The sequence below is a fragment of the Paraglaciecola sp. MB-3u-78 genome, assembly GCF_002835935.1.
GTDB lineage: Bacteria > Pseudomonadota > Gammaproteobacteria > Enterobacterales > Alteromonadaceae > Paraglaciecola.
On record NZ_PJCF01000004.1, the window covers coordinates 546,460 to 571,415 of the forward strand.

The window sequence follows — 24,956 nt, forward strand, 5'->3', positions numbered from 1 at the left end:
TGTGATAACCCCCGACTTGCCTTTAACTGATTTACATCGACACCTCGATGGTAATATTCGACCGTCAACCATTTGGCAGCTAGCTCAAAAATTTTCTATTCCACTGCAGCAACAAAACTTAGAAGAGCTAATCCAATCGACGCAGATCCAAGTTAAAACGACCGACCTTTTGGCTTTTCTGCAGAAAATGGAACTGGGTGTCTCAGTATTAGCCTCAGAACAAGCCTGTTATAGAGTCGCATATGAAAATGTCGAAGATGCCAAGCGGGCAGGGCTCACTTATGCAGAATTACGCTTCTCGCCGGTTTTTATGGCACATGCCCATAATCTACCTATAGATCAAGTGGTTGATGCTGTGATCGCTGGCTGTAAAGCAGGCACTAAAGAATACGGTGTACCCGTCAATCTCATTGGCATATTAAGTCGCAGTTACGGTGAAGCAACTTGTCATCAAGAATTGCAGGCATTGCTCAGAGCCAAAGACGATATAGTGGCCCTAGATTTGGCAGGTGACGAAAAAGGCTTTCCTGCCATCAGGTTTAAACAACATTTTAAATTAGCCAGAGATGCCGGTTGGAACATAACTGTGCACGCCGGTGAAGCCGACGGACCACACAGTATTTGGCAAGCGATTGATGAGTTAGGCGCAACGCGGATTGGTCATAGTGTGGCAGCGCATGAAGACACGCGGTTAATGGACTTTATGGCTAACAACAACATCAGTATAGAGTGTTGTTTAACCTCTAATTTTCAGACCGGTGCTTGTACTAATATCGCCGATCACCCGATTAAAACCTTCATCGAAAGAGGCATAGTGGTGACCTTGAATACCGACGATCCCGGTGTGTCGGGGATTGAGATTGCTGATGAATATAAGTTAGCGAGGGAGGTTGTGGGGTTGTCTGCTGAGCAGCTTGCTCAGATACAGTTGAATGGGGTTGAGGTGGCGTTTGTGGAGGATAGTGTTAAGAGGGGGTTGTTGAGTCAACTTCGTTAAGCTTTTCTTTTTTCTGCAAAAAATTATGCTCTAACGAGCACTGACATCCTTGTCAGTTTTGACCCGAATCCCTTCGAACCAGTTACTTTTTCTTCTACAGCTAAGAAAAAGTAACCAAAAAGAAGCCGCTCGCCGGGTTATGTTCTTCATCCAATTATTTATGAGATTTAGAACCTTTGTTTGCAAACAGGTTCAACCACTTTGAATTAGTCAATCACACGTCCCTGATGATCGGCACCCAAACCTGACGTCCTTGTCAGGTTGTTCAACTGGGCGAAGCTGTGCTTCTAAAAAATCCAGTTGAACCCTACGAAATCTCAAAAATAATTGGCGAACATAGAGTAAGCGGCTAATCAACCCACGTATCAAACAGTCGTAATACTGCGCTTATAGTTCCACGGCAATAACGCTTCAAAATCTTCCACCGTTTCCGCATAGGGTATCGCTTTGAATATAGTATTGAGATATGCGTATGGCTCAATGCCATGTAACCGAGCGGTTTCAATCAAGCTGTAATGTGCGGCACTGGCGTTTGCGCCAGCAGGTGTGTCGGCGAATAACCATGCACGCCTCCCAACGGCAAAAGGGCGAATGGCGTTTTCAGCCATAATGTTACTGATGCGAAGCTGCCCATCTGTGCAATACACAGTGAGTTTATCCCACTGATTATGCAAGTAGGTCATGGCCTTGCCAGTTAAACTGTCGGTGGCCACGCGCGGTTTGTTTGCCGTGAGCCATGCCTGCAGTGTGTTTAATATCGGCATGCTCTTAGCTTGGCGAACGGCCAGTCTTTTCTCATTGCTAGCATGTTTGATGGTGCGCTCAATCCCATAGAGCTTGTTAATCAGGCTCAAGGCCATGTCGGCTTTGCTGGCTTTTATTTTTTTCCCTTTAGGTTGTGATTGCTGTGCCTCGATGAATTTGCGGCGAGCGTGATCCATACAGCCTAATTGAATGAGCTGGTTTTTGCGGCACACTTCGTTGTAACCTGCATAACCGTCGGTTTGCAGGTAGCCATGAGTAAATCCATGTAGCAAGCGCATAGGCACATGGCGAGCACGCGATGGGTCATAGTCAAACAGCACGCTTTGTTGGTCGGCTTTACCGCCGAGTGTCACCCACATAAATTTATCGCCCGTGGGCGCAAGCCCTGGCTCTTTTAATACCTGAATGCGGGTTTCATCCGCCATAATGAGTGAGCCGGCATGCTGAGTCTCCCTTAATAAGTTAATTAAGGGTTGGATTTGTTTGCCTAGCGCAATGACATAGTTGGCGAGTGTTGTTCTTGATATGCTGCCCCCGTATCGTTCGATAATCCCCTCTAATCGATAAAGCGGCATGCCATCGGCGTATTTAGCAATAATGATGTAGGTCATTAAGTTGATACTGCCCATGGCTTTGGGTACAGGGTGTTTAATGACCTCAGCCGCTTTCATGGTGGTTGTGCCTTGTTCGTCTTTAAACACCGCCTTTTCCTGCATGTACTCTAGTACCTGTACTTTGGCAGGGATAATATCTAGCTCTTCTCTGACTTTCACAAAGAAGGTATTGATTGCGCCTTCTTTTTCAGTATCTGACAAATACGCAAACACTTGGGTGCGTGGTAGGTTTTTAGCAAAGGGTTTGCGACCGGTTTTGGCTTTAGGCTCGCTTGTGGTCGGTAACTCAGGCTCAGTTTGTTCTGGCTCACTGGTCGCTTCGGCTTCGTTGAACAAGTTACCTTGCTCTGGCGGGGTTTGTTCAGAGCTGCTGCCAAAGCGTTTGCTATTAGATAAGCGTAAATACTCTTCGAGTAACTCAACGCGCTTTTTAAGTGAATCGATGACATCAGACTTCTTTTCGATGATGTCACTTTGCTCTGCAATCAGTGTTTCTTTTTCCCCAATCACCCCGTCTTTTTCAGACAGCATAGCTTGCAACCTTGACATGGTATCGGTGTCGCTAAAAGCCTTGTTTTTATGGGTGTTGGGCGGTAATTTCATGCCCGATATTATACTAAACTTGAGGCTAAAAAGCCCTAAAAAACACTGTCGAAATGCAACTTTTTATGGCCCTTCATGGCACTAATATCAAGACCATCAAGTAGCCAGTTTATTTGCTGGCCGTTGAGTGTTATCACCTCCTTTTCACACCTCGGCCAAATGAATCTATCTTCCTCTAGGCTTTTGTAATACAGCACGAAACCATTGTTTTCCCAGAACAGACATTTGATTTTAGTGCGCCGTTTATTGGTGAACACATACAAGTGACCCGAAAAAGGGTTGTGACCCAACTCACATTCGACAATGGCGCTAATGCCTCGAAATGACTTACGGAAGTCAATTGCCTGCGGATATAGATAAATATGCGTAAGCGACATGCACGGGCGCATCGCACTTGTCATGACAATGCCGCCGTTAGCTGTTTCACCACATCGATATTATTGGGCGCAATACCCGATAACGACAGGCCATTGGCGAAGTGCAGCGTTAATAATTCTGGCTTGGGTAAATACTCTGGAATAGGCAATGCAATGAAACCCGTTTTGACCGGTGCTGTTTCTTGCGTTTCTAATCTACGCTTATGGTGACTTAGTCGCTGCGGGTTTAGTTGATGCTTTTTACAATACTGCGTTTGTGTTAATGCTGAATCCTTCCATTGGCTTACGTGTTGCTGCCAAAAGATGATGGGTTGTTTTGACATGTCATTTCCTCACTTGATTTCAGTGACGAAATTATGCACCAGCGGTAATGGTAAAATAAGACCGTGGGTTTATTTGGCGCTTACCAATCAAGTGCGCCAACAAAAAAACAAACAAGTCAAAGCGCAAAACACCACAATGTAGTACAAACCAACGAAGCAAAATTAGCCGCTGAAAAAGTAGTGGAAGCTAAAAAATCCAAAGAGAGCTCAACCAAAAAACCAAACAAGAAGACGAGAAAAAGGCACTTGTGGCGCATCGCGCCGATAATATTAGTGACGCAGATCAGAAAAGTAGTGAAGATGATGATTGGTATGCTGAGTATGATATTCCGGATGATTTGAATTGGTAGGCTAACTAACCACCGCATTTTTATGATCAAATAATCTTGATGTTGTCTGCTGCCATTTAATCTTTTTAGCATACTTATTAGCAGGTTAACTAGAGCAAGAGTCACTGATATGTCCCTCATATTGCAGGCCTGGGCCGTAACCAAGTTACCCTGTTTCCAGAAGCCTTAGATTATTTCGTTAATCAATTCACTGAAAATAGTTGATAGCTGCTGTATCCAAGTAGCATATGATTGATTAACTATTTTTAGGATTATTACAAGGTTCAACACAATTATTCTCAAATTCACACTTTTAAATAGCCAGTTCAGTCTGTTGTTTGAGATCTTCCGGACAACTAGCTAACAGTGAAATACTATTATCTTCAGCAAGTTGTTCTAATTTAACTCCAAATCCCCACAAACGGTGAAAGTGTTTAAGTACTGCTTCGCTACTTTTCGACAGTGGAATTGCATTTTGTGGAATGTAGCGCAGTGTTAAAGAACGATCACCACGGACGTCTACGTCATATACCTGAATATTTGGCTCAATATTACTTAAGTTGTACTGGGCAGAAAGTTTGTCTCTGATGTTTTGATAACCCAGTTCGTCGTGGATGGCCGAGATACAAATGTGTGGTTCTTGTTCGTCGTCTTCGATAGCAAATAGTTTAAAATCACGAATGATTTTAGGCGATAAAAATTGACTAATAAAACTCTCGTCTTTAAAGTTTTGCATAGCAAAATTTATAGTTTCCAACCAGTCTTTACCTGCAATGTCCGGTAACCAGCGTTTATCCTCTTCGGTGGGGTGTTGACATACCCGTTTAATATCCATAAACATGTTAAAACCCAGGGCATAAGGGTTGATCCCTGAATAATTGGGACTGTTGTAATCCGGTTGTGCCACCACGCTGGTATGGCTGTGTAAAAACTCCATAATAAAACGGTCGGTAACTTTGCCTTCGTCATAGAGGTGATTAAGTATATGATAGTGCCAAAAGCAGGCCCAGCCCTCATTCATTACTTGGGTCTGTTTTTGAGGATAAAAATACTGGGAAACTTTACGCACAATACGCACCAATTCACGCTGCCAGGGTTCCAGTAGGGGAGCGTTTTTTTCAATAAAATACAGCAGATTCTCTTGAGGTTCAGAAGGAAACCGCACGTTTTTCTCAGGGTCCTTTAATTTTGCCTCAGGTAAGGTACGCCATAAATCATTGACCTGGGACTGTAGGTAGGTTTCTCTGTCATGTTGCCTTTCACGTTCTTCTTGCATGGAGATTTTTTGTGGCCGTTTGTAGCGATCTACACCAAAACTCATTAAGGCGTGACAAGAATCCATGATGTCTTCGACTGCAGATACGCCATATTTCAGCTCACACTTGGCCAGATAATTTTTGGCAAACAGCAGGTAATCAATAATCGACCCTGCATCGGTCCAGGTTTGAAATAAATAGTTGTTCTTAAAAAAGGAGTTATGTCCGTAACAAGCATGGGCTATTACCAAGGCCTGCATAGTTATTGTATTTTCTTCCATTAAGTAGGCTATGCAGGGTTCTGAGTTAATTACTATTTCATAAGCCAGGCCCATTTGGCCGCGACGATAATTCTGTTCGGTCTGAATAAATTTCTTACCAAAAGACCAATGGGTATAATTGAGTGGCATACCAACACTGGCATAAGCATCCATCATTTGTTCGGCGGTGATCACTTCAATTTGGTTCGGGTAGGTCTTAAGTCCATAGTATTTGGCAACACGGTCAATTTCTTGTTCATACTGTTCTAACAATGCAAATGTCCAGTCAGGACCATCACTTAAGGGCACTGATTTATTGTTTTTGGCCACACTAAGTTACTCCTTTTTGTTTGCTGATGTTCTTATCAAATAGCTCTCTGAATACAGGGTAAATATCTCTCACTTCACGAATATGTTTAATCGAGAAATTTGGGTGGATGTCGCTTAGTTGCTGGTATTCTTCCCATAGACTTTGATGCTGGCGTTGAGTAATTTCTATATAGGCAAAATAACGTATTATGGGCAAGAGTTGCTGGTGTAGAAGTTCACTACATTTGGGTGAGTCATCGGCCCAATTGTCACCATCCGAAGCTTGTGCTGCGTAGATATTCCAGTCATTGCTTGGGAATCGTTCAGTTATAATGTTTTGCATCAGTTTGAGTGCGCTGGAGACTATAGTGCCACCGGTTTCCTGGGAGTAAAAAAACTCTTGTTCGTCGACTTCCTTGGCTTGGGTGTGGTGGCGGATATAAATTACCTCAACATTTTTATAGCTACGGGTTAGAAAAAGGTAAAGCAAAATATAGAAACGTTTGGCCACATCTTTTGTAGCTTGATCCATAGATCCAGAGACATCCATTAAACAAAACATTACTGCTTTACTGGTGGGAATGGGGCGATTTTCGAAATTTCGAAAACGTAAATCAAAGGTATCTATAAAAGGTACCCTAGTGATGCGTTTTTTGAGCTCTGCAATTTCGTTTTTTAGAACTATGATTTCCATCTGGTGGTCAATGGTGTCATTTTTAAGTTTGAGTAACTTTTCTTCCAATTCTGCCAGTAAAACTTTTTTACCCGCTGTCATAGCTATACGCCGCGCGATCGAGCCCTTGAGTGATCGTACAACATCCAAATTACTTGGTACCCCGTCAGACACAAAGCCAGCTCTATAGGTTTGGTACTGGACAAGTTTGTCGAGCTGATTTTTTTGCAAATTGGGCAGGGCTAAATCTTCAAATAGTAGGTCTAAATATTCATTTTTGGAGATATGAAAGATAAATTCATCTTCGCCTTCACCGGAGTCACTGGTCTCACCATCACCATTACCCTGGCCATGGCCTCCCTGTGGTCGATTGACCTTGTCACCGCGACTAAAATGGTCGTTGCCGGGATGCACTCTTTCCTGTTTCCCCCCTTTAATTGTATGAAAAAAAGGCTCAGATACATCACGGCTGGGGATGCTGATTTTTTCGCCACTGTCAATATCCGTCACGCTGCGTTTACTGACGGAGTTGGCAACAGATTGTTTGATCTGTTCTTTATAACGGCGCAAAAAACGCTGCCTGTTTACCGTACTTTTACCTTTACTATTTAGCCGTCTATCAATAAATTGAGCCATACCACATCGCCTCAGTTTAATAATCTCGTAATTAAGACGATTTTCTCACGCGTAAATACCATTCACACAAGAGTCGGACTTGTTTTTGGGTGTAACCTTTTTCCGTCATACGATCGACAAAATCCTCATGTTTCTTCTGATCGTCGGCTGAACCTTTGGTATTGAAGGAAATAACGGGTAACAAATCTTCAGTACTAGAGAACATTTTCTTTTCAATTACGGTGCGTAATTTCTCGTAACTGGTCCATGAAGGATTGTGACCTTTGTAATTGGCGCGGGCTCGTAATACAAAATTAACGATTTCATTACGAAAATCTTTGGGGTTACTAATACCTGCCGGTTTTTCAATTTTTTCCAGTTCGCCGTTTAAGGCTTCGCGGTCAAACAGCTGACCGGTCTCAGGATCACGATATTCTTGATCCTGTATCCAGAAGTCAGCATAGGTCACATAGCGGTCAAACAAGTTCTGTCCATATTCAGAATATGACTCTAAATAAGCTGTTTGAATTTCTTTGCCAATAAACTCCACATATTTAGGGATCAAATAGCCCTTCAGGTGTTCTTTATATTTATCTGCTAACTCGGCTGGGAACTGTTCTCGGTCAATTTGGCGTTCCAGTACATAAAATAAATGAACAGGATTGGCTGCTACTTCTAGCTGATCAAAGTTAAACACCCGTGACAAAATCTTAAAGGCAAAACGAGTGGATAAACCCTGCATACCCTCATCTACTCCTGCATAATCCCTATACTCTTGGTAGGACTTGGCTTTTGGATCTGTATCTTTAAGGCTTTCACCATCGTATACCCGCATTTTTGAATAGGTACTAGAGTTTTCTGGCTCGGTTAAACGCGACAATACACTAAATTGAGCCAAAGCCTGCAGGGTGTCGGGGGCACATGGTGCGGCCGATAGCTGACTACTTGCCAGCAACTTACGGTAAATATTGATCTCCTCAGACACACGTAAACAATAAGGCACTTTTACAATATATACCCTGTCCAAAAAAGCTTCGTTGTTCTTGTTGTTTCGAAATGTTTGCCATTCAGACTCATTCGAGTGAGCCAGAATTATCCCGTCAAAGGGTAGGGCTGAGAAACCTTCGGTCGGATTATAATTTCCTTCCTGAGTGGCTGTCAGTAGTGGGTGTAATACCTTAATCGGCGCTTTAAACATTTCCACAAACTCCATCATTCCCTGATTGGCTTTGCATAGGGAGCCAGAATATGAATATGCGTCGGGATCATTTTGCGCGTAGTGTTCAAGTTTACGAATATCTACCTTACCCACCAAGGCTGATATATCCTGATTGTTTTCATCGCCGGGTTCAGTTTTGGCAATGCCTATCTGATCCAAAATTGAAGGGTAAACCTTGACCACTTTAAATTGGCTAATATCGCCATTAAATTCGTGAAGACGTTTTCGGGCCCAGGGCGACATAATAGATTTGAGGTAGCGATTGGGGATCCCGTATTCTTTCTGCAAAATCCCACCGTCTTCGTTTGCATCAAACAGGCATAAGGGATGATCATTTACCGGTGATCCTTTGAGCACATAAATAGGCTGTTTTTGCATTAAGTCTTTGAGTTTTTCAGCCAAAGATGACTTGCCGCCGCCAACCGGACCAAGTAAATACAGTATTTGTTTTTTCTCTTCTAAACCCTGAGATGAATGCCGGAGGTAGGACACAATTTGCTCGATGGACTCTTCCATACCATAAAAGTCGTCAAAGGCTGGATACATGGCAATAACACGATTGGAAAATATACGACTTAATGCTGGACGTTTTGAGGTATCAATCATTTCAGCATCGCCGATAGCCATTAACAGTCGCTCCGCAGCACTTGCATACGCGCTTGTGTTTTTTTTACATATATCCAAAAATTCATTAATGCTGAATTCTTCTTCTTTGTGTTGCTCGTACCTTTGCTGGAAATGATCAAAAATGCCCATAACTAACTCCTAGAAGAAAACATTTGTAGGTCATACTATATATACTAGACCCTTATCAGCACTTTTGTGTAGCACATTAAGATTGATAATAAAAAAAAGCTTTCACTTAGCTTAATAATGTGATTTTTGATTTTTTTGTGGGCTCTAAAAAAGCTCAAACATAAATGTGTAGATGAGAATCTTGAATTAGTTAATGCCGAGGATCCGTACAGATAATTTGGACTCAAACCACGAAGCGTGCTTTATGCATTTTATTATTTAGTAAAATTACAGAGATACCCATTGTAAAAAAATCAATAAAAGAACAGTTAAATCAATATATTACGTATATTTAATTGAATTGAAACAACAACCATCATTATGGGGTTGGGCATTTCAGAGGCTTCGCCGATATTCATCTTAGGTGGCTCTGCCACTGCTTTCCCGCATGTAAAGTATCAGCACAAAAAGGCTTATTTTAGGGGCAAATGGCAAGCTTTAGCTGGCCTGAAAGGTAAAGTGCAACGGAAGCTGCGCGGGACGCACTTTATAAAAAAAGTCACTGGCTCGAAAGGATTCGAGACAAAAACCATCATGCGCACGCCGCGCGAATCGTGCTTTTTCTTAAACAAATATGAGCAGAGGAGGATAGTTTGCAACTAGATATATAATGTACAAAAACAAAAAAACTCCCAATACCATGGCCTATTGTCCAAATTCAACATGCAATTTTACAACTGTATGAACTACTGTATATAATACTGGGATTGTTCGTAACTGACGTCTTCTAATGCGCAATTACCCCAAGGCACTACCAGAAAAATACTATCTTGACCATTTCAATGAATTTATTCATTTTATTACACAACAGTGTGGGCATCTGTTGGATAAAGAACACCAAAAATTTATGAAATGTTACCAACAGTTAGCCCATGACACCCAATGTATGTTTGTCAGGGTAATCAATCGGCAAGGTTGTTTTATCACCTTAGATAAAATGTATTATCACGAGATTAACAACTGTCAAAGTCAATTAGTCGCGCTACAGAAGGTCAATTTTTTAAGGAGATTGAAGCCTGAGGATATCCAAGGTTGGTTACAACAATTGACCAAAATACAATTGCTTGAAATTTTAGAGCAATATGCTGTTAGTGGTATTAAAAAAAGTGCTACGAGACAGGTTTTGTTAGAACAAGTAATTCATTCCTGTACTAATAACCAATGCCTTTCATCAGAGCTTGCCCAGAAAGTTTTAGTTAAAAACTTTGAGTATTGTTTAGCGTATTTATTATTCTTGTTTTTCGGTAATACCAGTAGTGGATTGAACAAGTTTTCTATGCGGGACCTGGGGGTATTAAAAACGCGCTCTGGCACTTCTGAACAAAACGCACGATTCAATAAATTAGAGCAAGGGAAGTGTGTTTTCTATTACAGTTTTAAACTCGAACAATTAAAACGTAATGAATTAAATATTAAGGAATATGTATTAAATAATAAAGGGCCAGTAGAGCACCCAGTCATAATCATTAATTGTGCTCAATGTAATCAACTTAGAGATGAGTTTTTTTATGTGTTGGGTAAACAGCTGTTGGTTCAGTCTCTAGCATTAGCCTTGAAATACCTCAGTGCCTCTAGCCATCCAAAAGCGCAAGAGAAATGGTTAAGAGAGCTGTTTAAACTGGGTGAAAAAGACCGAGTAAAACAGGAATTAGAGTACCTTATCGATAATTCCTTGGATGATGCATTATTACTGTTTGCGGAAGATTTTTATCAACGTAAATTTCATCAGGTAAAAGTCAGTAAATTAACCAAGAAGTTGCGTGATGACAGTTATAATTTAGCGATAGACCTAATACATAAAGACCAAGTAGAAAAGGGCGTTAAACAGTGTTACCAGCGTTTAGGCTCAGTCGTATTTAGGACTGAAAACCGTTTGTTTAACGCATTATTTGGACTGTCATTTTGGCAAGAGCTGTTCAATGATGCTGATTCGGTAGCGACTGAGTTTGACCGCAGGCCAAAGGTAGTCAAAGAAAACATGATTTACCAGACGTTAGAGAACGCTATCGAGCAACGTTTATTGATGTTTTCTGAGTCAAAAAGGGCGACTGCCTATTTAACCAAAATAGCTACCCAGTATTACGGCCAGCCTAATGGTATGTTTCGTTGGAATCCGCATATGATACAGATCATTTCAACTTTTTTGATTGCCGCTCCAGTAGAGGCTGTTGTGCAACATTTGAGAGCCATGGCAAAGAATTACCATGGCTTGAACGATGGTTATCCAGACTTGATGATTATAGAAAATGAGCAACTGCGATTCGAGGAAGTAAAAGCGCCGGGAGATGTTATTAGGCCCAATCAATTTGTCACTATGAATGCTTTACAAGACGCAGGATTTGACGTGCGGATATGCAGGGTAGAGTGGTTTGTTGATCCTATGCAGCCTTATGTGGTGGTGGATGTTGAAACAACGGGTGGTAAACAGCCACAACATCGCATCACTGAAATTGGTGCAGTAAAAATGATCAATGGCGAGATAGTTGAAAGGTGGAGCAGTTTGATTAACCCCCAAAGGCATATTTCCAGCTTTATCACTAAGCTCACTGGAATAAGCAACGATATGGTCAAGGATGCGCCTTTATTCAGTGAAGTGGCAGATAGTCTTAGTCAATTCATGGAAAACTGTGTTTTTGTGGCACATAACGTTAATTTTGATTACGGCTTTTTTAAACAAGAGTATCAGCGTCTCGACCGTAATTTTGTGATGCCTAAATTATGCACTGTGAGGGAAATGAGAAAGCAATTCCCAGGTCTTAGGTCATATTCGTTAGGCAATCTATGTGAAACCTTTGATATCTCCTTAGAGAACCATCACCGAGCGCTTTGTGATGCCGAGGCGGCAGCCGTGCTTTTAAAAATGGTCCATCAGCAAAAAATCACAATAGGCAAATAGTTACAAATAATTCGCCTCTGAAATGGGCAAATTACCTTTTCCTTTAGAAAAGATGTATGCCCATTGGGTGTCTTCTAATACGGTTATTGCCCCCGCAACATCTATGGGTATATATGGGAATGGGATCATGATGGCGATGTGAGCGAAATTGATGTGACATTTTCCGCTACTCATAAAGGTACAACTGTCCTCATCGAACATTCAGGCTTTCAAAAACAACAAAGCATAGCTATGCACGATCAAGGTTGGAGCAGCTATATTGATGGATTTAAACTGTTTTTATCAAAGACAATTTAATCTGTTGTCTTATCTTCCGTTATCAGACTGACAATACGCCAATCTGATTTAGGTTGAATATTTCTTAAGCTAGTGAACATTCTTACTTTACCATTTGGTTCAATCGCGCATAGCCTAATGGAGCGTTTCTGATACTCTTTTTCATAATCTTCATAGCTGAATTCATCAGACAACCTAGTGGTTTTTATTGTGCCTCCCTTGTTAGCATACCCTGCTAGTTTTGCATAAGTCACATCTTCATTAAAAAGGCATAACTTTGCCGCATATGACTCTGATACTTGGTGGCTTGCACGTTTCTGGGGTTCGTTGACGCTTAAGCCTAGTACAGCTCCTTTACCCAGTTCGTGTTCGAAATGATAGGTTACCAAGGGATTGAGTTGTTTATAGGGCGAAATAACCAATACGGTGCCGTATAGGGATAAATCTACAGTACGACCTGCATGCTCAGACATGGGGTTGCCGTAGTAGGTAGGGATATTGTCCATACGTGCTAGCCTTATCGATTCCCAGTTGGTATCTGCTATACGCACTGTGACCTCCTGAGCAATTAATTCCTTGGCAAATAACCTTGAAAATAAACCGCTACCAAAAATCAAAAATCCATAAGGGGCTGGGGCACGTAGCTCGAGCATTTTTGCCACTTTAACGGATGTCAGGCTTTGAATCACCACAGTGGTGATGATCACCAAAAACACTAAGGGTACTAATAATTCAAATTGGCCGTACTCTAAAGCCTCTAACTTCAATGCGAATAAAGCTGATACGGCTGCTGCCACTATACCCCGAGGCGCAATCCAGCTAAGAAGTGCCACTTCTCGCCAATTCAAATTAGTACCCAAGGACGATATAAAAACAGATATTGGCCTAGCAACAAACATGATAACCAGTAAGACAACAACAGATCCCCAGCCTAAATTAAGCATGGCACTGAGCTCAATTCTTGAGGCTAGAAGAATAAACAATCCAGAAATCAACAACACACTTAAGGTTTCTTTAAATTCCAAAATATCATCGACTTCGACCCGTTTCATATTCGCCAACCAGATACCCATGATGGTGACTGTTAATAAACCAGATTCGTGAGCAATCATATTAGAGCCTTCAAATGCACCTAACATTAAGGTTAATACTGCGGTGTTCACTAAATAATGGGGTATCCAGTTATTACGCAGCACGATACCCATTAGATAGCCTGAAAGTGCGCCAATAATAACGCCTACTGAAATGGTTTTAGCGAAGGCAAATAAGGTGTGGCTTAGCGCATCTTGGGTAGACACAATGTATTCAAAAACTAACACAGCTAACAAGGCACCAATTGGATCGATAACTATGCCTTCCCAGCGTAAAATATTGGCTATTTTAGTGCTAGGTCTTACTGTTCGTAACATTGGCACTATTACTGTGGGCCCTGTAACAGTGACAATTGCGCCAAATAAAAATGCCATTTCCCATGACATACCCATAGCATAATGAGCAACAGGTGCGGCAATTACCCAAGTGATCAGAGCGCCAACTGTGCATAAATTTCGCACCATAGAGCCATGACCACTTAAATCTTTAAATTTAAGGGTCAGTGAGCCTTCAAACAAAATAATAGCCACCGATAGAGATACAATTGGGAAGAGCAAGTCACCAAATAATAAGTCGGCATTAATGATGCCAGTTACTGGGCCAACAATGATCCCTGCAATTAATAGCGGTAAAATGGCAGGGAGTTTTATTTTGTAAGCCAAAAATTGGCAGGTAATGGAAATAAGTCCCACTGCCACTAAGGAGATAATCGGATCGCTCACGTGAATTCCAGTATGCTAGATATGTCAAAAAATATGGCCTATCACAGCACAGATAAGTAATTAAAATCAATTATTAAACTCATTTCAATAGCACAAAATGGCAGCACCTCAGGTAAGTAACAGTTGTTATGATGGTTTACCTGAGGAGTTATTGTGAATTGAGGGTTTAGTCTACCGCTTTGAGTTCGGTTATCTCTTGATGTAATTGATACTTCTTATCGGTCACTATCGCTTCAAGCACTTCTAGTCTGGTTTTAACCGATGCTAATTCGTTTTGTATATTTTCTTTTTCAGAAATATTTAAATTAGCATTGACCTTCGCCATTTCCTTTTTATGGGACGTCCAAGTACCAATCAAAACTATAGGTAATACAAATGCAAATAAAATAATCAATACAAACACCATACCTTCGTCCATTTTCCTCTCCTCGCTAATTTAAAGTAAACTTTTTTATTGGTTAAGCATAGTTTAGACCAGATTTATTAGTCTATATAAAACAGTGGTTTAGGTGTTGTTGTTAATATTTTCCAGTGATGGCATTAGTCTTTTTAACCAGTTTTTAATCAAAATGACAAACATAAGCACAGGCTAAAAATTCTGCGTTGGTGTCTACTTTTAGCATGATTTCAGTTGATTTATGACAAGGCTTTTTTGTGTGAGGATACCAAAAGCGAGTTAGTACTTTTAGTATCCTTTATGACTAATAGGTTTAAACCGTTCGAGTGGCTAATGCCGGTGGAATATTTGCGGCTTTTCTGGCGGGACCAAACACTGCGCCTTGACCAACTATCCATAATACCAACATGCCAATAGGGATGTAGAACCAATCTATTCGATCTAGGCCAAAGGTATTCACTAGTATGATATTTAAACCAATGGTGAGTGCCGCTCCCAATATTACGCCTATGCTACTGATCAAGAAGTTTTCTAACATGAAATAGCGAACAATAGCAGACTGACTTGCTCCTAAAGCGCGTCTTGTACCGATTTGTTTTTTACGTTGATTCACACTGAAGCTAGCTAAGCCTACAATACCTAAGGCTGTGACTATGGTTAAAATGATCATCACTGTGGTTAGGATTTTAATCATGGCAGTATGCCCACGGTAGCTGCGTTCTCGGGTTTCTTCGATGCTACGCATGTTTTGAATTAATCGGCCTTTGTTACTGTTGGCCAGCAATTCTTCCACTTGTTTCATTACTGAGTCTCTTTGACCTGGTTCGGTACGGATAAAGTAGCGGCTGCCTTTATAGTCCATTCTTTCTGGCGACAACATAACATTTTCTAAATTGTTCCAGCCGACCCAAGGAGCTTGTAACTTATCAATAATTCCGACCACGATCATGGGTTCAGTGTCATTAATATAGACAGTTTTACCTACAACAGACCCGTAGGGAATATCAGGAAATAAGTTTTCAGCCATAGCTTTGGTCAATATGGTTTTATCAGGCCATTTGACTTGCCCAACAACCCGCATACCAATGTCTGTTTGAGCAAAGTTTTCACCTGCGATAATCTCTACATCTAAGGCATTGAGACCGTGCTCATCAACCATGTATACAGCAGTGCCAACGCCGTCATGTTCAACCCCGGGTTGGGTTTTTAGGCCCATAGACCAACCGCTATCGCTGTTGGGCACTGCGTTAATCTGAATTGCGTCTACGATGCCGGGCAGGGCACGTAATGCATTTAGATCCTCTTCAACGGTAACAGGCGTATTAAAGTTTTCAGTAAAACCTACACTGGTTAAGTAAAAGCTGTTTTCATTATCAATGCCGCTATCTCGCTGCATTTCTTTACTGCGCTCTACTATGATGTATACCGAATTGACGATTATGGTCATAGTCACCGCTATTTGCAGCGCGATTAATATGGCACCTACTTTATTACGTAACATGGCGCGAAAAATAGGCCCAATTTCCCAATTGATTGAGGTGCTAGTGTGAGTATTTGACATGTTCTGGTTCCTTTATTGGCCGACCGGCGCTATTGGCTTTTTAATTGGCTGGCTGGGGCGATGTTACAAGCTCGCCAAGTAGGATATAAACCAGCGGCAATACTAGATACCAAAGCAATGCTAAGGGCGACTAAAATCATGCTTATGTCTAAGGTGGCTAAGTCATCTACAAAGTCGCCGTACAGGCTCTTAATACCTAGTAAACCAAGAACGGCAAAGCCAAGTCCTGCGAAACCACCTAACAAACCTATCATCGCGGTTTCAACTAAGTGTTGTTTGAATAAGTCAGATTTTGATGCGCCTAATGCTAAGCGCAAACCAATTTCAGCCGATTTTCCCGTGAACTTGGCCAACAACAAACCAATGGTATTCAGTAAACATACCAACAAAAACATAAAGGAAAGCCACATCATCATCTTGGCGTCTTCTTCCACCACTTCTTGTCTTTCCATCCACTGCATCACGTTTGATAAGCGATTTTTAAGGGGGCGGGGGAATCGGCCGAGTTCTTTTTGTTCCATCACATAGTTATTCAAATAGTCCATATATTCAGCTTTTGCTGTTGCGTTTGGCAGCTCAACCCACATCTGAGTGTTAATACATTCCGATTGTAAAAATGCTTTATAACCTTCACCGTCAGGGCTTTTCCAGCAGTTGTTGTTACCCCAGTTTGGCAGCTCCAATTCTTCTTTGAGCGTGAAGGGCATAAACAACTCTTCGGTTTCGTTAAATGCGCCGTTATTAACGTCATAAAACTTGGGTATAGGTTGCCAATCGTCTATCACGCCAACAACTTGAAAACTTCTGCCAGCAACCACAATAGTTTTACCTACTGAGTTTTCACCGCCAAACACGCTTTCGTTAGTTCGTTTGCTGAGTATTATCACTTGTTCTCGATTGGTGTCCGAGCGGCTATCCCATGGGTTACCAAAAATAAAGGGCACATCAAACATGCCAAAGAAATCGGTGTAAGCCAGTCTAATGGAGGCTTCAAATGGTTTAGCATCGTCACCAGGAGGTTCAATAATGCCACCAGACCTACCCATAGCAGATTGGCGTAGTGCTTTTTTAGCGAGAGTGAAGTTGGTCGCATCTGTCCAAGTTAGCTGATTCGGAAGAGCTTCATCATCATCATTAAACGCATTGTTGGGATCCCAGCTATCTACTTGTATATGAAATAATTGATGGCTTTTGTGTGGAATTGGATCCGCAGACATCAGATAGTTAACCGTGATCGTGGTCATGCTGGCACCAATACCCAAGGCAATCGCGGTGATCATCAGCAAACTTAAGATGGGATTACGTTTTACACTTTTTATCGCTAGTTTTATATAATAACCAAACATATTGGTTGCTCCTAAGCGTTAGACGGCAGCAAGTTGTGTTGGCATGGCGATATCAACTTCATTAATTTCGCTGACTTTGCCATCACGCACATAAATATTTCGCCTAGCTTGCTTAGCTAAGTGCCCATCATGGGTCACCATGATAATAGTAGTGCCTGCAGCGTTAATGCTTTTTAATAAGTCCAGAACACTGTTAGCCATTTGGGTATCTAAGTTTCCAGTTGGCTCATCAGCTAACAAAAAGCGAGGCTCGCCTGCCAATGCTCTAGCAATGGCGACCCGCTGTTGTTGTCCACCAGAAAGTTGCGAGGGTAGGTGTTTCATACGCTGAGCTAGCCCAACCATTTCTAAGCTATTTTCGATACGTTTTTTACGTTCTGCACTGTTAAATCCGCGATAACGCAAAGGTACGTCGACGTTGTCGAATAAATTGAGATCAGGTATCAAATTAAAGCTTTGAAAAATAAAGCCAATTTTTTCGTTTCTGAGTTGGCTGCGTTTTTTGTCATTTAAATTACTGACGTTTTGGCCGTCTAGTTCGTAGGTACCGCCGTTAAAAGTTTCAAGCAGTCCCGCGATATTTAAGAATGTGGTTTTTCCGGATCCTGAAGGGCCGGTCACAGCCACAAAGTCACCTTCACCCACATGTAAGTTAAAATCCCGCAAGGCATGGGTTTCAACTAAATCGGTGCGAAATACCTTTTTTACATCTGTCATTTTTAACATAAGAATTGTTCCCAAATTTTAATTGTAATTGTAATGAGTATTTTACTATTCGTTTATAAATCACTGAGTAATGAGCACACTTTGTGCGCCGTTAAATTGGTCCGTACCTGAAACTATGATGGTATCGCCTAATGAAAGGCCGTTCAGCACTTCCACACTAGACAAACTGCGTGCTCCAGTGGCAATAGGAGTGCGTTCCGCCATATCATTTCTGACTATATAAGCGACTCTGCCATTCCCGGTTTCCAAAAATTGTCCACGCTGTACCATTAGCACATCTTGTTTATGTTCCATCAGAATGCGGGTCGTTAGACGTTGATTTTGACGCAACCCTTGTGGTTGACTAATACCGCCATTAGAAAGGGAGATGAAACGCACTCTGCCCGTAACTTGATTGTTCTCAATTTCAGGTGAGATGGTCACGAGTTTTGCTGAATGCGTTTCACCATTGAGGTTTATTTGGGCCGCCATTCCTATGGCTAAGTCGTCGGCGTAGCTTTCTGGGATATCCACTTCTATTTCAAATTCAGATAAATCCACCACGCTTAAAATAGATTGGTTTTTTGCTACCTGATTTTTTTGTTCAACAGACAAGTTACCTACTAAGCCATTAACGGGAGACAGTAAGGTCAATTCGTCTACTTGGCGGCTAAGTTCGGCTACTAAAAGCTTTTGGCGCTCTACAAATAGGCGTTTGGTTTTTACCTCAAACTCTAAGCTTTCTAAATTTAGTTCAGCGTCTTTGACAGAATGTTTAAATACTAAACGCGCGTTTTCTAAATCGTCTTGGGCTTTCTCAAAGTCAATTTGACTGATAGATTGGCTTGCAAATGCCTTATCAGCTCGGCGCTTTTCTCTGTCTGCTGCAGTCAGCGACACTTTAGCCAAATCTACCGCTTTTTGATTAACCAGTGCTTGTTTACTGGATTGGATTTTTTGTCTGTCTAGTTCCATTTGTAAACGTTGCAAGGCTGATTGCTCTTGTTTGAGCTGATTGGTTAGCTCAGGGCTATCAATGGTAGCTAAGACTTGACCTTTGAGTACAGTATCGCCTGCATCTACTTCAAACGAAATAGTGCCTTGTGCAGGACTATATAACTTAGGGCTGACAGCGGCTACTACGCGTCCTTGAACGGATAAGTCGCGAACAAAGTCACCTTGGGTAACAGTCGCTAAACGTACTCTTTGTGCAGAAATGCTGACGTCTGAGTTGGACCAGTTGCTGATTGTGGGTGCAAGGGTGACGTATACCAACACCGCAATTAAAATGAAACCTAATGCTATCCATTTGGATTTGTTATTGGATGTTTTTAAGACAGCGGTATCTTGACCGCTGGTGTCTGCAATTTTCATCTGTATCCCTGAAATTTTTAAACAATCACTTTCTATGTCGAAGCAATAATCAAAAAGGTTTAAAAAAGATAAAAATAATTATTGTCGCTGACTTTTTAAGACGATATTTTAACCTAAGCTATTGGCTTCTTGTCGCCTGAGCAGGAGAAACATTCATGGCTTTTAATGCGGGTTTTAACGTTGCCAATATGCCTAATACATACAAACAAAATACCGCTATAAAAATATAACCTAAAGGTAGCTTAGGTAAGGCATATTGAGCTACCAAAAAGATATTAAGACCTACCGCTAGTAAACAACCCATAAAAATACCACAAGTGGTTTGTATAATATTTTCAATAAAAAACTGATTAAGAATATCTATTTTAGTTGCACCTAGTGCGCGCCTAATGCCGATTTGTTTATGTCGCTTAAGGACATTAAAACTAGTCATACCTGCTATCCCCATAGCGGCAATAATAGTCAGGGCTGTCATGACCACCAACAAAATTGTAATGGCAGCAATATCTGGTCCATATACTTGTTTTTTAATGGTTTCTATAGTTTGTACTTTGCGGATCATCCGTTGCTGGTTGCTCATCGCTAAGTACTGCTCAGTATCGGCAATGGTTGCCTGTAACATACTGGGTTTAGTGCGAATTAGGTAACGTGCGGAGTTACGCGTAATCACTCTAGGGTAGATAATACTGTTTTCAATTTGTCCTACTGGGTCCCAAGGTGCTTGTAGTTGCTCTACAATCCCTTTAATAACCGCGCTATGTACTGAATTAATATAAATTGTTTTACCAACCACAGATTGACGTGGTCAACCTAATACGACCACCTTAGTTAAGCTACTTTTTGTAATTCATTGTTTTCTCTTTCAAAGTCATTAGGACTTTGGTAATCCAAGTACGAATGAAGTCTATGGCTGTTGTACCACATGGTCATGTAATTCAATATATCTTGTTGGGCGCTAAATCGTGTTGAGTAATTGCGCCAATGCACCCGCTCTTGTTTTAGGCTTCCAAAGAAACTTTCTGCTACAGCATTGTCCCAGCAACATCCTTTTTTACTCATGCTCCCTACAAAACCATATGTCTTTATAAGGCGTCGATAAGCTTTGCTGGCGTACTGTACGCCTTGATCTGAATGCACAATCAATCCTGCTTTCGGTTGTCGTTGCCATATCGCCATGGTTAATGCGTCACAGACTAAACTGGCCTTCATTCTTGAACTCATACTCCAACCCACGACTTTGCGTGAATATAAATCAATCACCACAGCTAAATACAACCAGCCTTCTGATGTCCAAACGTAGGTGATATCTTGCACATAAGCTTGGTCAGGCTTTTGTGCTACAAAGTCTTGCTTAAGTACATTGTCATAAATAGGCTTTTTATGGTCACTGTTGGTGGTGGCTTTATATTTCTTTTTATACCGCACCCACACGCCTGCTTCTTTCATCAATTGGGCTGTTTTCCTGCGACTCACAGGAAAGCTCAGCGCATTCAATACTTTTTGAATGCGTCGTTCGCCATAGGTATTATCGCTGAACTTGGCGATATCCTTTACCCATTCCAGCATCTCTTGATGCGTTAGATCATCAGGTTTATTCGTTTGACGCTTCTGATAACTGTAATAATTGTTACTTTGTACACCGAGCAGCCTGCACATTAAGCGCACAGGCCAGGTCTTCTTATATCGGGTAATAAACGAATACTTCACTTCGTTTCTTTGGCAAAGAAGACCGTCGCTTTTTTTAATATTTCACGCTCCATTTCGAGACGCTTGACTTGCCCCTTCAAGCTGCGGATTTCGGCTTGTTCGGGTGTCAGGGTGCCGTTACCTCGAAAAGCATGACCATCATCGTCTTCGGCCTCTTTGAGCCAACGACCGAGTATCTGAGGACTGAGGCCTAAATTCCTAGCGGCCTCGACTCGACTGTATTTTTGCTCTACCACCAATGCGATGGCATCCAATTTAAATTCTTTTGAGTATTTCTTACGTGCTGTCATTATCTATCTCCAGTTAAGCTTATTATGTCTTAACTGAGGTAGTCGGATCTAGTTAACCACGTCAGATGCCCAGTTTGAGGTATTGAATAAGTCTGTTGCCACATCACTGGTTATGATGACAACACTTGGGAATGTTTTATTACTTTCTGTTTGCCAACGTACCTCGCTCGAGGTGAAATTTTCTCCGGCAATAAGTGATAGCCCTAGTGCGTCTATGCCGTGTTTGTCTAATTTGTAACTTGCAGCGGGGATCGTATTTTTATCGCTTCCTGCAACGGTTTGTAATTCGTCCCAATCACTGCTACCACTGAACGGAAAAGAGTAGGTTGCGACTGCGTTTATAATATTTGGCATCTGTCTCAATTGTGCTAAATCAGACTGTATGCTGGCTTTTGGGTTAAAATTTTCAGTGAATCCAGAGCTGGTTAATACAAAAATATGAGGCTCGTCGATACCACTTGGTCGTTGTAATATTTCTAAACGTTGGGAGACAATAAATAGCCCATTACTGATAACGGCTAAGGTAAGTGCAATTTGTAACACCAGCATAGTGAATGCAAATTTTTGCCTGAGCAATGTGCTCACCATAGGTCTGAATGCAATACGTGCAAAATGTAAGCGATTCAGATGGGCTTTAACATTCAGATTCATTTTATATATTCCGCAGGCGCTAAAATACACACTTTAATGCTGGGTAGTAAACCTGCTAAGACACTAGATAGAATACTTATTCCCACAGTCATCAGCATTAAAGGCATATCGAGATACACAAATGCACTGAAGTTAGGGTAAAGGTACTTGATACCCTCAAGCCCAAACAGACAAAGCACTAAACCTATCAGTGCTCCTAAACAACCCAATATGATTGTTTCTGTCAGGCATTGGAAAAAAATAGCCTGCTGGTTTGCGCCTAATGCTCTTCTGAGAGCGATTTCACTATTTTTTGCCGTAAATTTTGTGCTCATTAAGCTGGCTGCGTTGAACAAACACACCAGTAAAAATAACAAGCCTAAGTAAAAGAACAGGTACATATCTGAACCAACCACTTCCTTGTGTGCAAGCCATTGATTTATATTTAGCACGATATTATTGGTAACTTTAGGAAAGCGGCCGAGTGCTTTTTGCTGTTCAACATAGGTCTGCAAATAATGTTCAAACTGCTGTTTACTTTGATCACTGGCTAATTCAATCCAAAGATTAAAGTTGACACATTCAGAGTTAAGAAAAGCTTGATATTCCTCACCTATATCCGTTTCCCAACAATTAGAGCTGCCGCCGTGAGGAAGTTCAAGTTCGGCTTTAATTTGTAATGGCACGTATAAGTCCTCGGGTTGATAAAATGCCCCGAACGACATATCAAAAAACTTTGGGCTGGGGTGCCATTCATCTAATACGCCAACAACTCTGAATAACTTACCTAACATGGGTAATGTTTGGCCTACAGAATTAACACCTCCAAAGATCCGTTGATTAGTGGACTTACTCAAAACAGCCACGTATTCAACATGATTGGCAGGGTAATTTTGCCAACCCTGCCCATATAAAAAGGGTACCTCAAACATGGGAAAAAATTCCCCTTGTGTGGCTCTGACGATGCCCAGAAAAGGCGGGACATTTTTATCAGCTGGAGTAACCATTCCCCACGTTATGGCATGGGCAGCTTGATATTTAGCTTGCTTGGCATGCACGATATTCATGGCATCACGCCAGGTGACTTCTTCGGGTGGTAAGTCCGGTGAAATTGCAGCTGAGTTGAGATTCCAATTATCTAATTGGATATGGTAAACCCTCTCACTTTTATTAGGTAAAGGGTCTTTGGACATTAAATGGATCAGCGAATAAGTGATCATACATGCCGCGATACCGATTCCCAGCGTAGTTGATATCAATAGGCTTAAGCTTTTCTGACGGCTTATGCTTTTTAGTGAAAGTGCCAAGTAATAATTAAACATTACTGACTGATCAACACCGTTTTCGCTCCATTAAATTGGTCGGTGCTTGAGATAATAATGTGTTGCCCTTCGGTTAATCCATTAAGCACTTCTACCACAGATAAACTGCGGGCCCCCGTTTTGATTGGAGTGCGAATTGCCAGTCCGTCTTTTACCACGTATGCAATACTGCCATTGGCGCTTTGTAAAAATTGGCCACGCTCTACCAACAGCACATCTTGTTTACTTTCCATTAATATACGCGTGGTTAAACGTTGATTTTGTCTTAACCCTGTTGGAGGAGATAGTGGATTAGCATTCGAGTCGGTTTTGGCAAAACGCACTCGTCCTGTTACTTGATTGTTTTCTATTTCAGGAGAAATAGTCACTAAAATAGCTTGATGGGTCTGTCCATTTAAATTGACTTCAGCCACCATGCCTATGGCTAAATCGTCGGCGTAACTTTCTGGAATATCCACATCCAACTCAAATTCAGTTAAATCAACTACACTCATAATCCCCTGGTTTTTACCGACTTGGTTTTTTTGCTCTACCGCTAAATTACCCACTATCCCATTAACAGGAGAGAGCAGGGTGAGATCAGTTTCTTGCCTAGATAATTCATTTACCTCTAAAGCTTGTCTGTCTACCTGTAGCTGTTTTGTTTGCACTTCAAACTCGAGACTTTCGATATTCAATTTGGCATCTTTGACTGAATGTTTATAAACTAACTTGGCGTTTTCTAAGTCGTCTTGGGCTTTTTCAAAATCAATCTGGCTAATGGAATGACTTTGATAGGCTTGATCAGCTCTGCGCTTTTCTCTATCTGCAGCAGTTAAAGATACGTTAGCCAAGTCTGAGGATTTTTGGTTTTCTAATACTTGTTTTTTACTTTGGATCCTTTGTCTGTCTAGCTCAAACTGCAATCGTTGTAAGGTGGACTGTTCTTGTTTGAGTTGATTGGATAACGCTGGGCTATCGATTGTGGCCAGTATTTGATTTTGTATAACTGAGTCTCCAGCATCGACTAAAAAAGTGATGGTGCCTTGTGCTGGGCTATACAATTTAGGGCTGATTGCCGCCACAACTCGCCCTTGAATAGACAAGTCTCGAACAAAATCACCACGCTTTACTGTGCCAATACGAATGCGATCAGACGGCACTGACATTGAAGAGTCAGACCAACGGGAAAAATAGGGATAAAGCATAGTTAGTGCAATGCATAGAGCTAAAAATAACAATCCGACTAGCATATAGTTCTTTGCTGATTTTTTAGGGGCAATAACAGTGTCTTGAGCACTGGTGTCAGTTATTTTCAACTAGGTTCCTTGGAAGTGATATGACTAAAGCAATAACCAGCTACTGAACTTTTTATACAGGGTAAAATAGTTATACGATTGTGTCTAGTGTACAAACTTAAGTACTCGAAAACATATACCCATACCACCTCAATATGCGCATCTTGAGTTGGTATGGGTATAACTAACAATGATGCTTGTGTATAACAGCGTTAATCGCTAAATT

At 41.4% G+C, this 24,956-nt stretch carries 22 protein-coding genes; 4 read left to right on the forward strand and 18 right to left on the reverse strand.

Annotation, left to right across the window (positions count from 1 at the left end; genetic code table 11):
• Position 1 precedes the first annotated feature (1 nt).
• On the forward strand, positions 2-997 hold the full coding sequence (gene add / locus CXF95_RS09190; protein ID WP_198556537.1) for an adenosine deaminase: 996 nt from the start codon (positions 2-4) through the stop codon (positions 995-997).
• A gap of 365 nt (positions 998-1,362) precedes the next feature.
• Here the strand turns inward: add and CXF95_RS09195 are convergent, their stop codons facing one another.
• The 3 genes from CXF95_RS09195 to CXF95_RS09205 are packed head-to-tail and all read right to left on the reverse strand — an operon-like array spanning position 1,363 to position 3,679.
• Positions 1,363-2,979 (reverse strand): IS66 family transposase, encoded by a 1,617-nt coding sequence (locus CXF95_RS09195; protein ID WP_101197785.1) that lies wholly within the window; start codon positions 2,977-2,979, stop codon positions 1,363-1,365.
• Positions 2,980-3,014: 35 nt separating this feature from the next.
• Positions 3,015-3,380, reverse strand: a complete 366-nt coding sequence (gene tnpB / locus CXF95_RS09200; RefSeq protein WP_101197784.1) for an IS66 family insertion sequence element accessory protein TnpB — start codon at positions 3,378-3,380, stop codon at positions 3,015-3,017.
• Complete coding sequence (locus CXF95_RS09205; RefSeq protein ID WP_101197783.1) at positions 3,377-3,679, reverse strand: hypothetical protein; 303 nt, start codon at positions 3,677-3,679, stop codon at positions 3,377-3,379. Before CXF95_RS09205 ends, tnpB begins: the two co-directional genes overlap by 4 nt.
• A gap of 63 nt (positions 3,680-3,742) precedes the next feature.
• On the opposite strand from CXF95_RS09205, the gene CXF95_RS09210 reads away from it, so the two are divergent.
• Positions 3,743-4,021, forward strand: a complete 279-nt coding sequence (locus tag CXF95_RS09210) for a hypothetical protein (protein WP_232787739.1) — start codon at positions 3,743-3,745, stop codon at positions 4,019-4,021.
• 300 nt (positions 4,022-4,321) lie between these two features.
• On the opposite strand, the gene CXF95_RS09215 is transcribed toward CXF95_RS09210, so the two are convergent.
• The 3 genes from CXF95_RS09215 to CXF95_RS09225 are packed head-to-tail and all read right to left on the reverse strand — an operon-like array spanning position 4,322 to position 9,096.
• On the reverse strand, positions 4,322-5,854 hold the full coding sequence (locus CXF95_RS09215) for a SpoVR family protein (RefSeq protein ID WP_101198384.1): 1,533 nt from the start codon (positions 5,852-5,854) through the stop codon (positions 4,322-4,324).
• Between the two features lies 1 nt (position 5,855).
• Entirely contained in the window at positions 5,856-7,142 is a 1,287-nt protein-coding gene (locus CXF95_RS09220) for a YeaH/YhbH family protein (protein ID WP_101198385.1), read from the reverse strand.
• A gap of 31 nt (positions 7,143-7,173) precedes the next feature.
• Positions 7,174-9,096: a PrkA family serine protein kinase gene (locus tag CXF95_RS09225; protein WP_101198386.1), complete on the reverse strand. Its 1,923-nt coding sequence runs from the start codon at positions 9,094-9,096 to the stop codon at positions 7,174-7,176.
• Positions 9,097-9,865: 769 nt separating this feature from the next.
• On the opposite strand from CXF95_RS09225, the gene CXF95_RS09235 reads away from it, so the two are divergent.
• Positions 9,866-12,031: an exonuclease domain-containing protein gene (locus CXF95_RS09235; RefSeq protein WP_101198388.1), complete on the forward strand. Its 2,166-nt coding sequence runs from the start codon at positions 9,866-9,868 to the stop codon at positions 12,029-12,031.
• Here the strand turns inward: CXF95_RS09235 and CXF95_RS29950 are convergent, their stop codons facing one another.
• Positions 12,032-12,205, reverse strand: a complete 174-nt coding sequence (locus CXF95_RS29950) for a hypothetical protein (protein ID WP_198556566.1) — start codon at positions 12,203-12,205, stop codon at positions 12,032-12,034.
• On the opposite strand from CXF95_RS29950, the gene CXF95_RS31400 reads away from it, so the two are divergent.
• Positions 12,185-12,328 (forward strand): SRPBCC domain-containing protein, encoded by a 144-nt coding sequence (locus tag CXF95_RS31400; protein ID WP_369809308.1) that lies wholly within the window; start codon positions 12,185-12,187, stop codon positions 12,326-12,328. The two genes, CXF95_RS29950 and CXF95_RS31400, sit on opposite strands and share 21 nt — an antisense overlap.
• Here the strand turns inward: CXF95_RS31400 and CXF95_RS09245 are convergent.
• The 11 genes from CXF95_RS09245 to CXF95_RS09295 all read right to left on the reverse strand — a co-directional run bounded on the left by CXF95_RS09245 (position 12,325) and on the right by CXF95_RS09295 (position 24,751).
• Positions 12,325-14,121, reverse strand: coding sequence for a sodium:proton antiporter (locus tag CXF95_RS09245; protein WP_101198390.1), 1,797 nt, complete (start codon positions 14,119-14,121; stop codon positions 12,325-12,327). The genes CXF95_RS31400 and CXF95_RS09245 overlap by 4 nt on opposite strands.
• Before the next feature lie 166 nt (positions 14,122-14,287).
• Complete coding sequence (locus CXF95_RS09250) at positions 14,288-14,539, reverse strand: hypothetical protein (protein ID WP_101198391.1); 252 nt, start codon at positions 14,537-14,539, stop codon at positions 14,288-14,290.
• A 292-nt stretch (positions 14,540-14,831) separates the two neighbouring features.
• Positions 14,832-16,079, reverse strand: coding sequence for an ABC transporter permease (locus CXF95_RS09255; protein WP_101198392.1), 1,248 nt, complete (start codon positions 16,077-16,079; stop codon positions 14,832-14,834).
• Between the two features lie 29 nt (positions 16,080-16,108).
• Positions 16,109-17,425: an ABC transporter permease gene (locus CXF95_RS09260; protein WP_101198393.1), complete on the reverse strand. Its 1,317-nt coding sequence runs from the start codon at positions 17,423-17,425 to the stop codon at positions 16,109-16,111.
• 18 nt (positions 17,426-17,443) lie between these two features.
• Positions 17,444-18,151, reverse strand: a complete 708-nt coding sequence (locus CXF95_RS09265; protein WP_101198394.1) for an ABC transporter ATP-binding protein — start codon at positions 18,149-18,151, stop codon at positions 17,444-17,446.
• Between the two features lie 60 nt (positions 18,152-18,211).
• Positions 18,212-19,504 carry an efflux RND transporter periplasmic adaptor subunit gene (locus tag CXF95_RS09270; protein ID WP_101198395.1) on the reverse strand — a complete coding sequence of 431 codons (1,293 nt, stop codon included), beginning with the start codon at positions 19,502-19,504 and terminating at the stop codon, positions 18,212-18,214.
• 118 nt (positions 19,505-19,622) lie between these two features.
• Positions 19,623-20,297, reverse strand: coding sequence for an ABC transporter permease (locus CXF95_RS09275; protein WP_232787740.1), 675 nt, complete (start codon positions 20,295-20,297; stop codon positions 19,623-19,625).
• Between the two features lie 35 nt (positions 20,298-20,332).
• Positions 20,333-21,501, reverse strand: a protein-coding gene (locus tag CXF95_RS09280) for an IS3 family transposase (protein ID WP_101198285.1) whose coding sequence is annotated in 2 segments (ribosomal slippage) — positions 20,333-21,255 and positions 21,255-21,501 — 1,170 coding nt in all. Because the reading frame shifts where the segments join, the coding sequence is not laid out codon by codon here.
• 48 nt (positions 21,502-21,549) lie between these two features.
• The gene (locus tag CXF95_RS09285) at positions 21,550-22,152 is read right to left on the reverse strand and encodes an ABC transporter permease (protein WP_232787741.1); all 603 of its coding nucleotides are present in this window, start codon (positions 22,150-22,152) and stop codon (positions 21,550-21,552) included.
• A complete protein-coding gene (locus CXF95_RS09290; protein ID WP_101198396.1) occupies positions 22,149-23,453 on the reverse strand; it encodes an ABC transporter permease in 1,305 nt (434 codons plus the stop codon). The genes CXF95_RS09285 and CXF95_RS09290 overlap by 4 nt, the downstream gene beginning before the upstream one ends.
• Positions 23,453-24,751, reverse strand: a complete 1,299-nt coding sequence (locus tag CXF95_RS09295) for an efflux RND transporter periplasmic adaptor subunit (protein ID WP_101198397.1) — start codon at positions 24,749-24,751, stop codon at positions 23,453-23,455. Before CXF95_RS09295 ends, CXF95_RS09290 begins: the two co-directional genes overlap by 1 nt.
• Between the last annotated feature and the right edge of the window lie 205 nt (positions 24,752-24,956).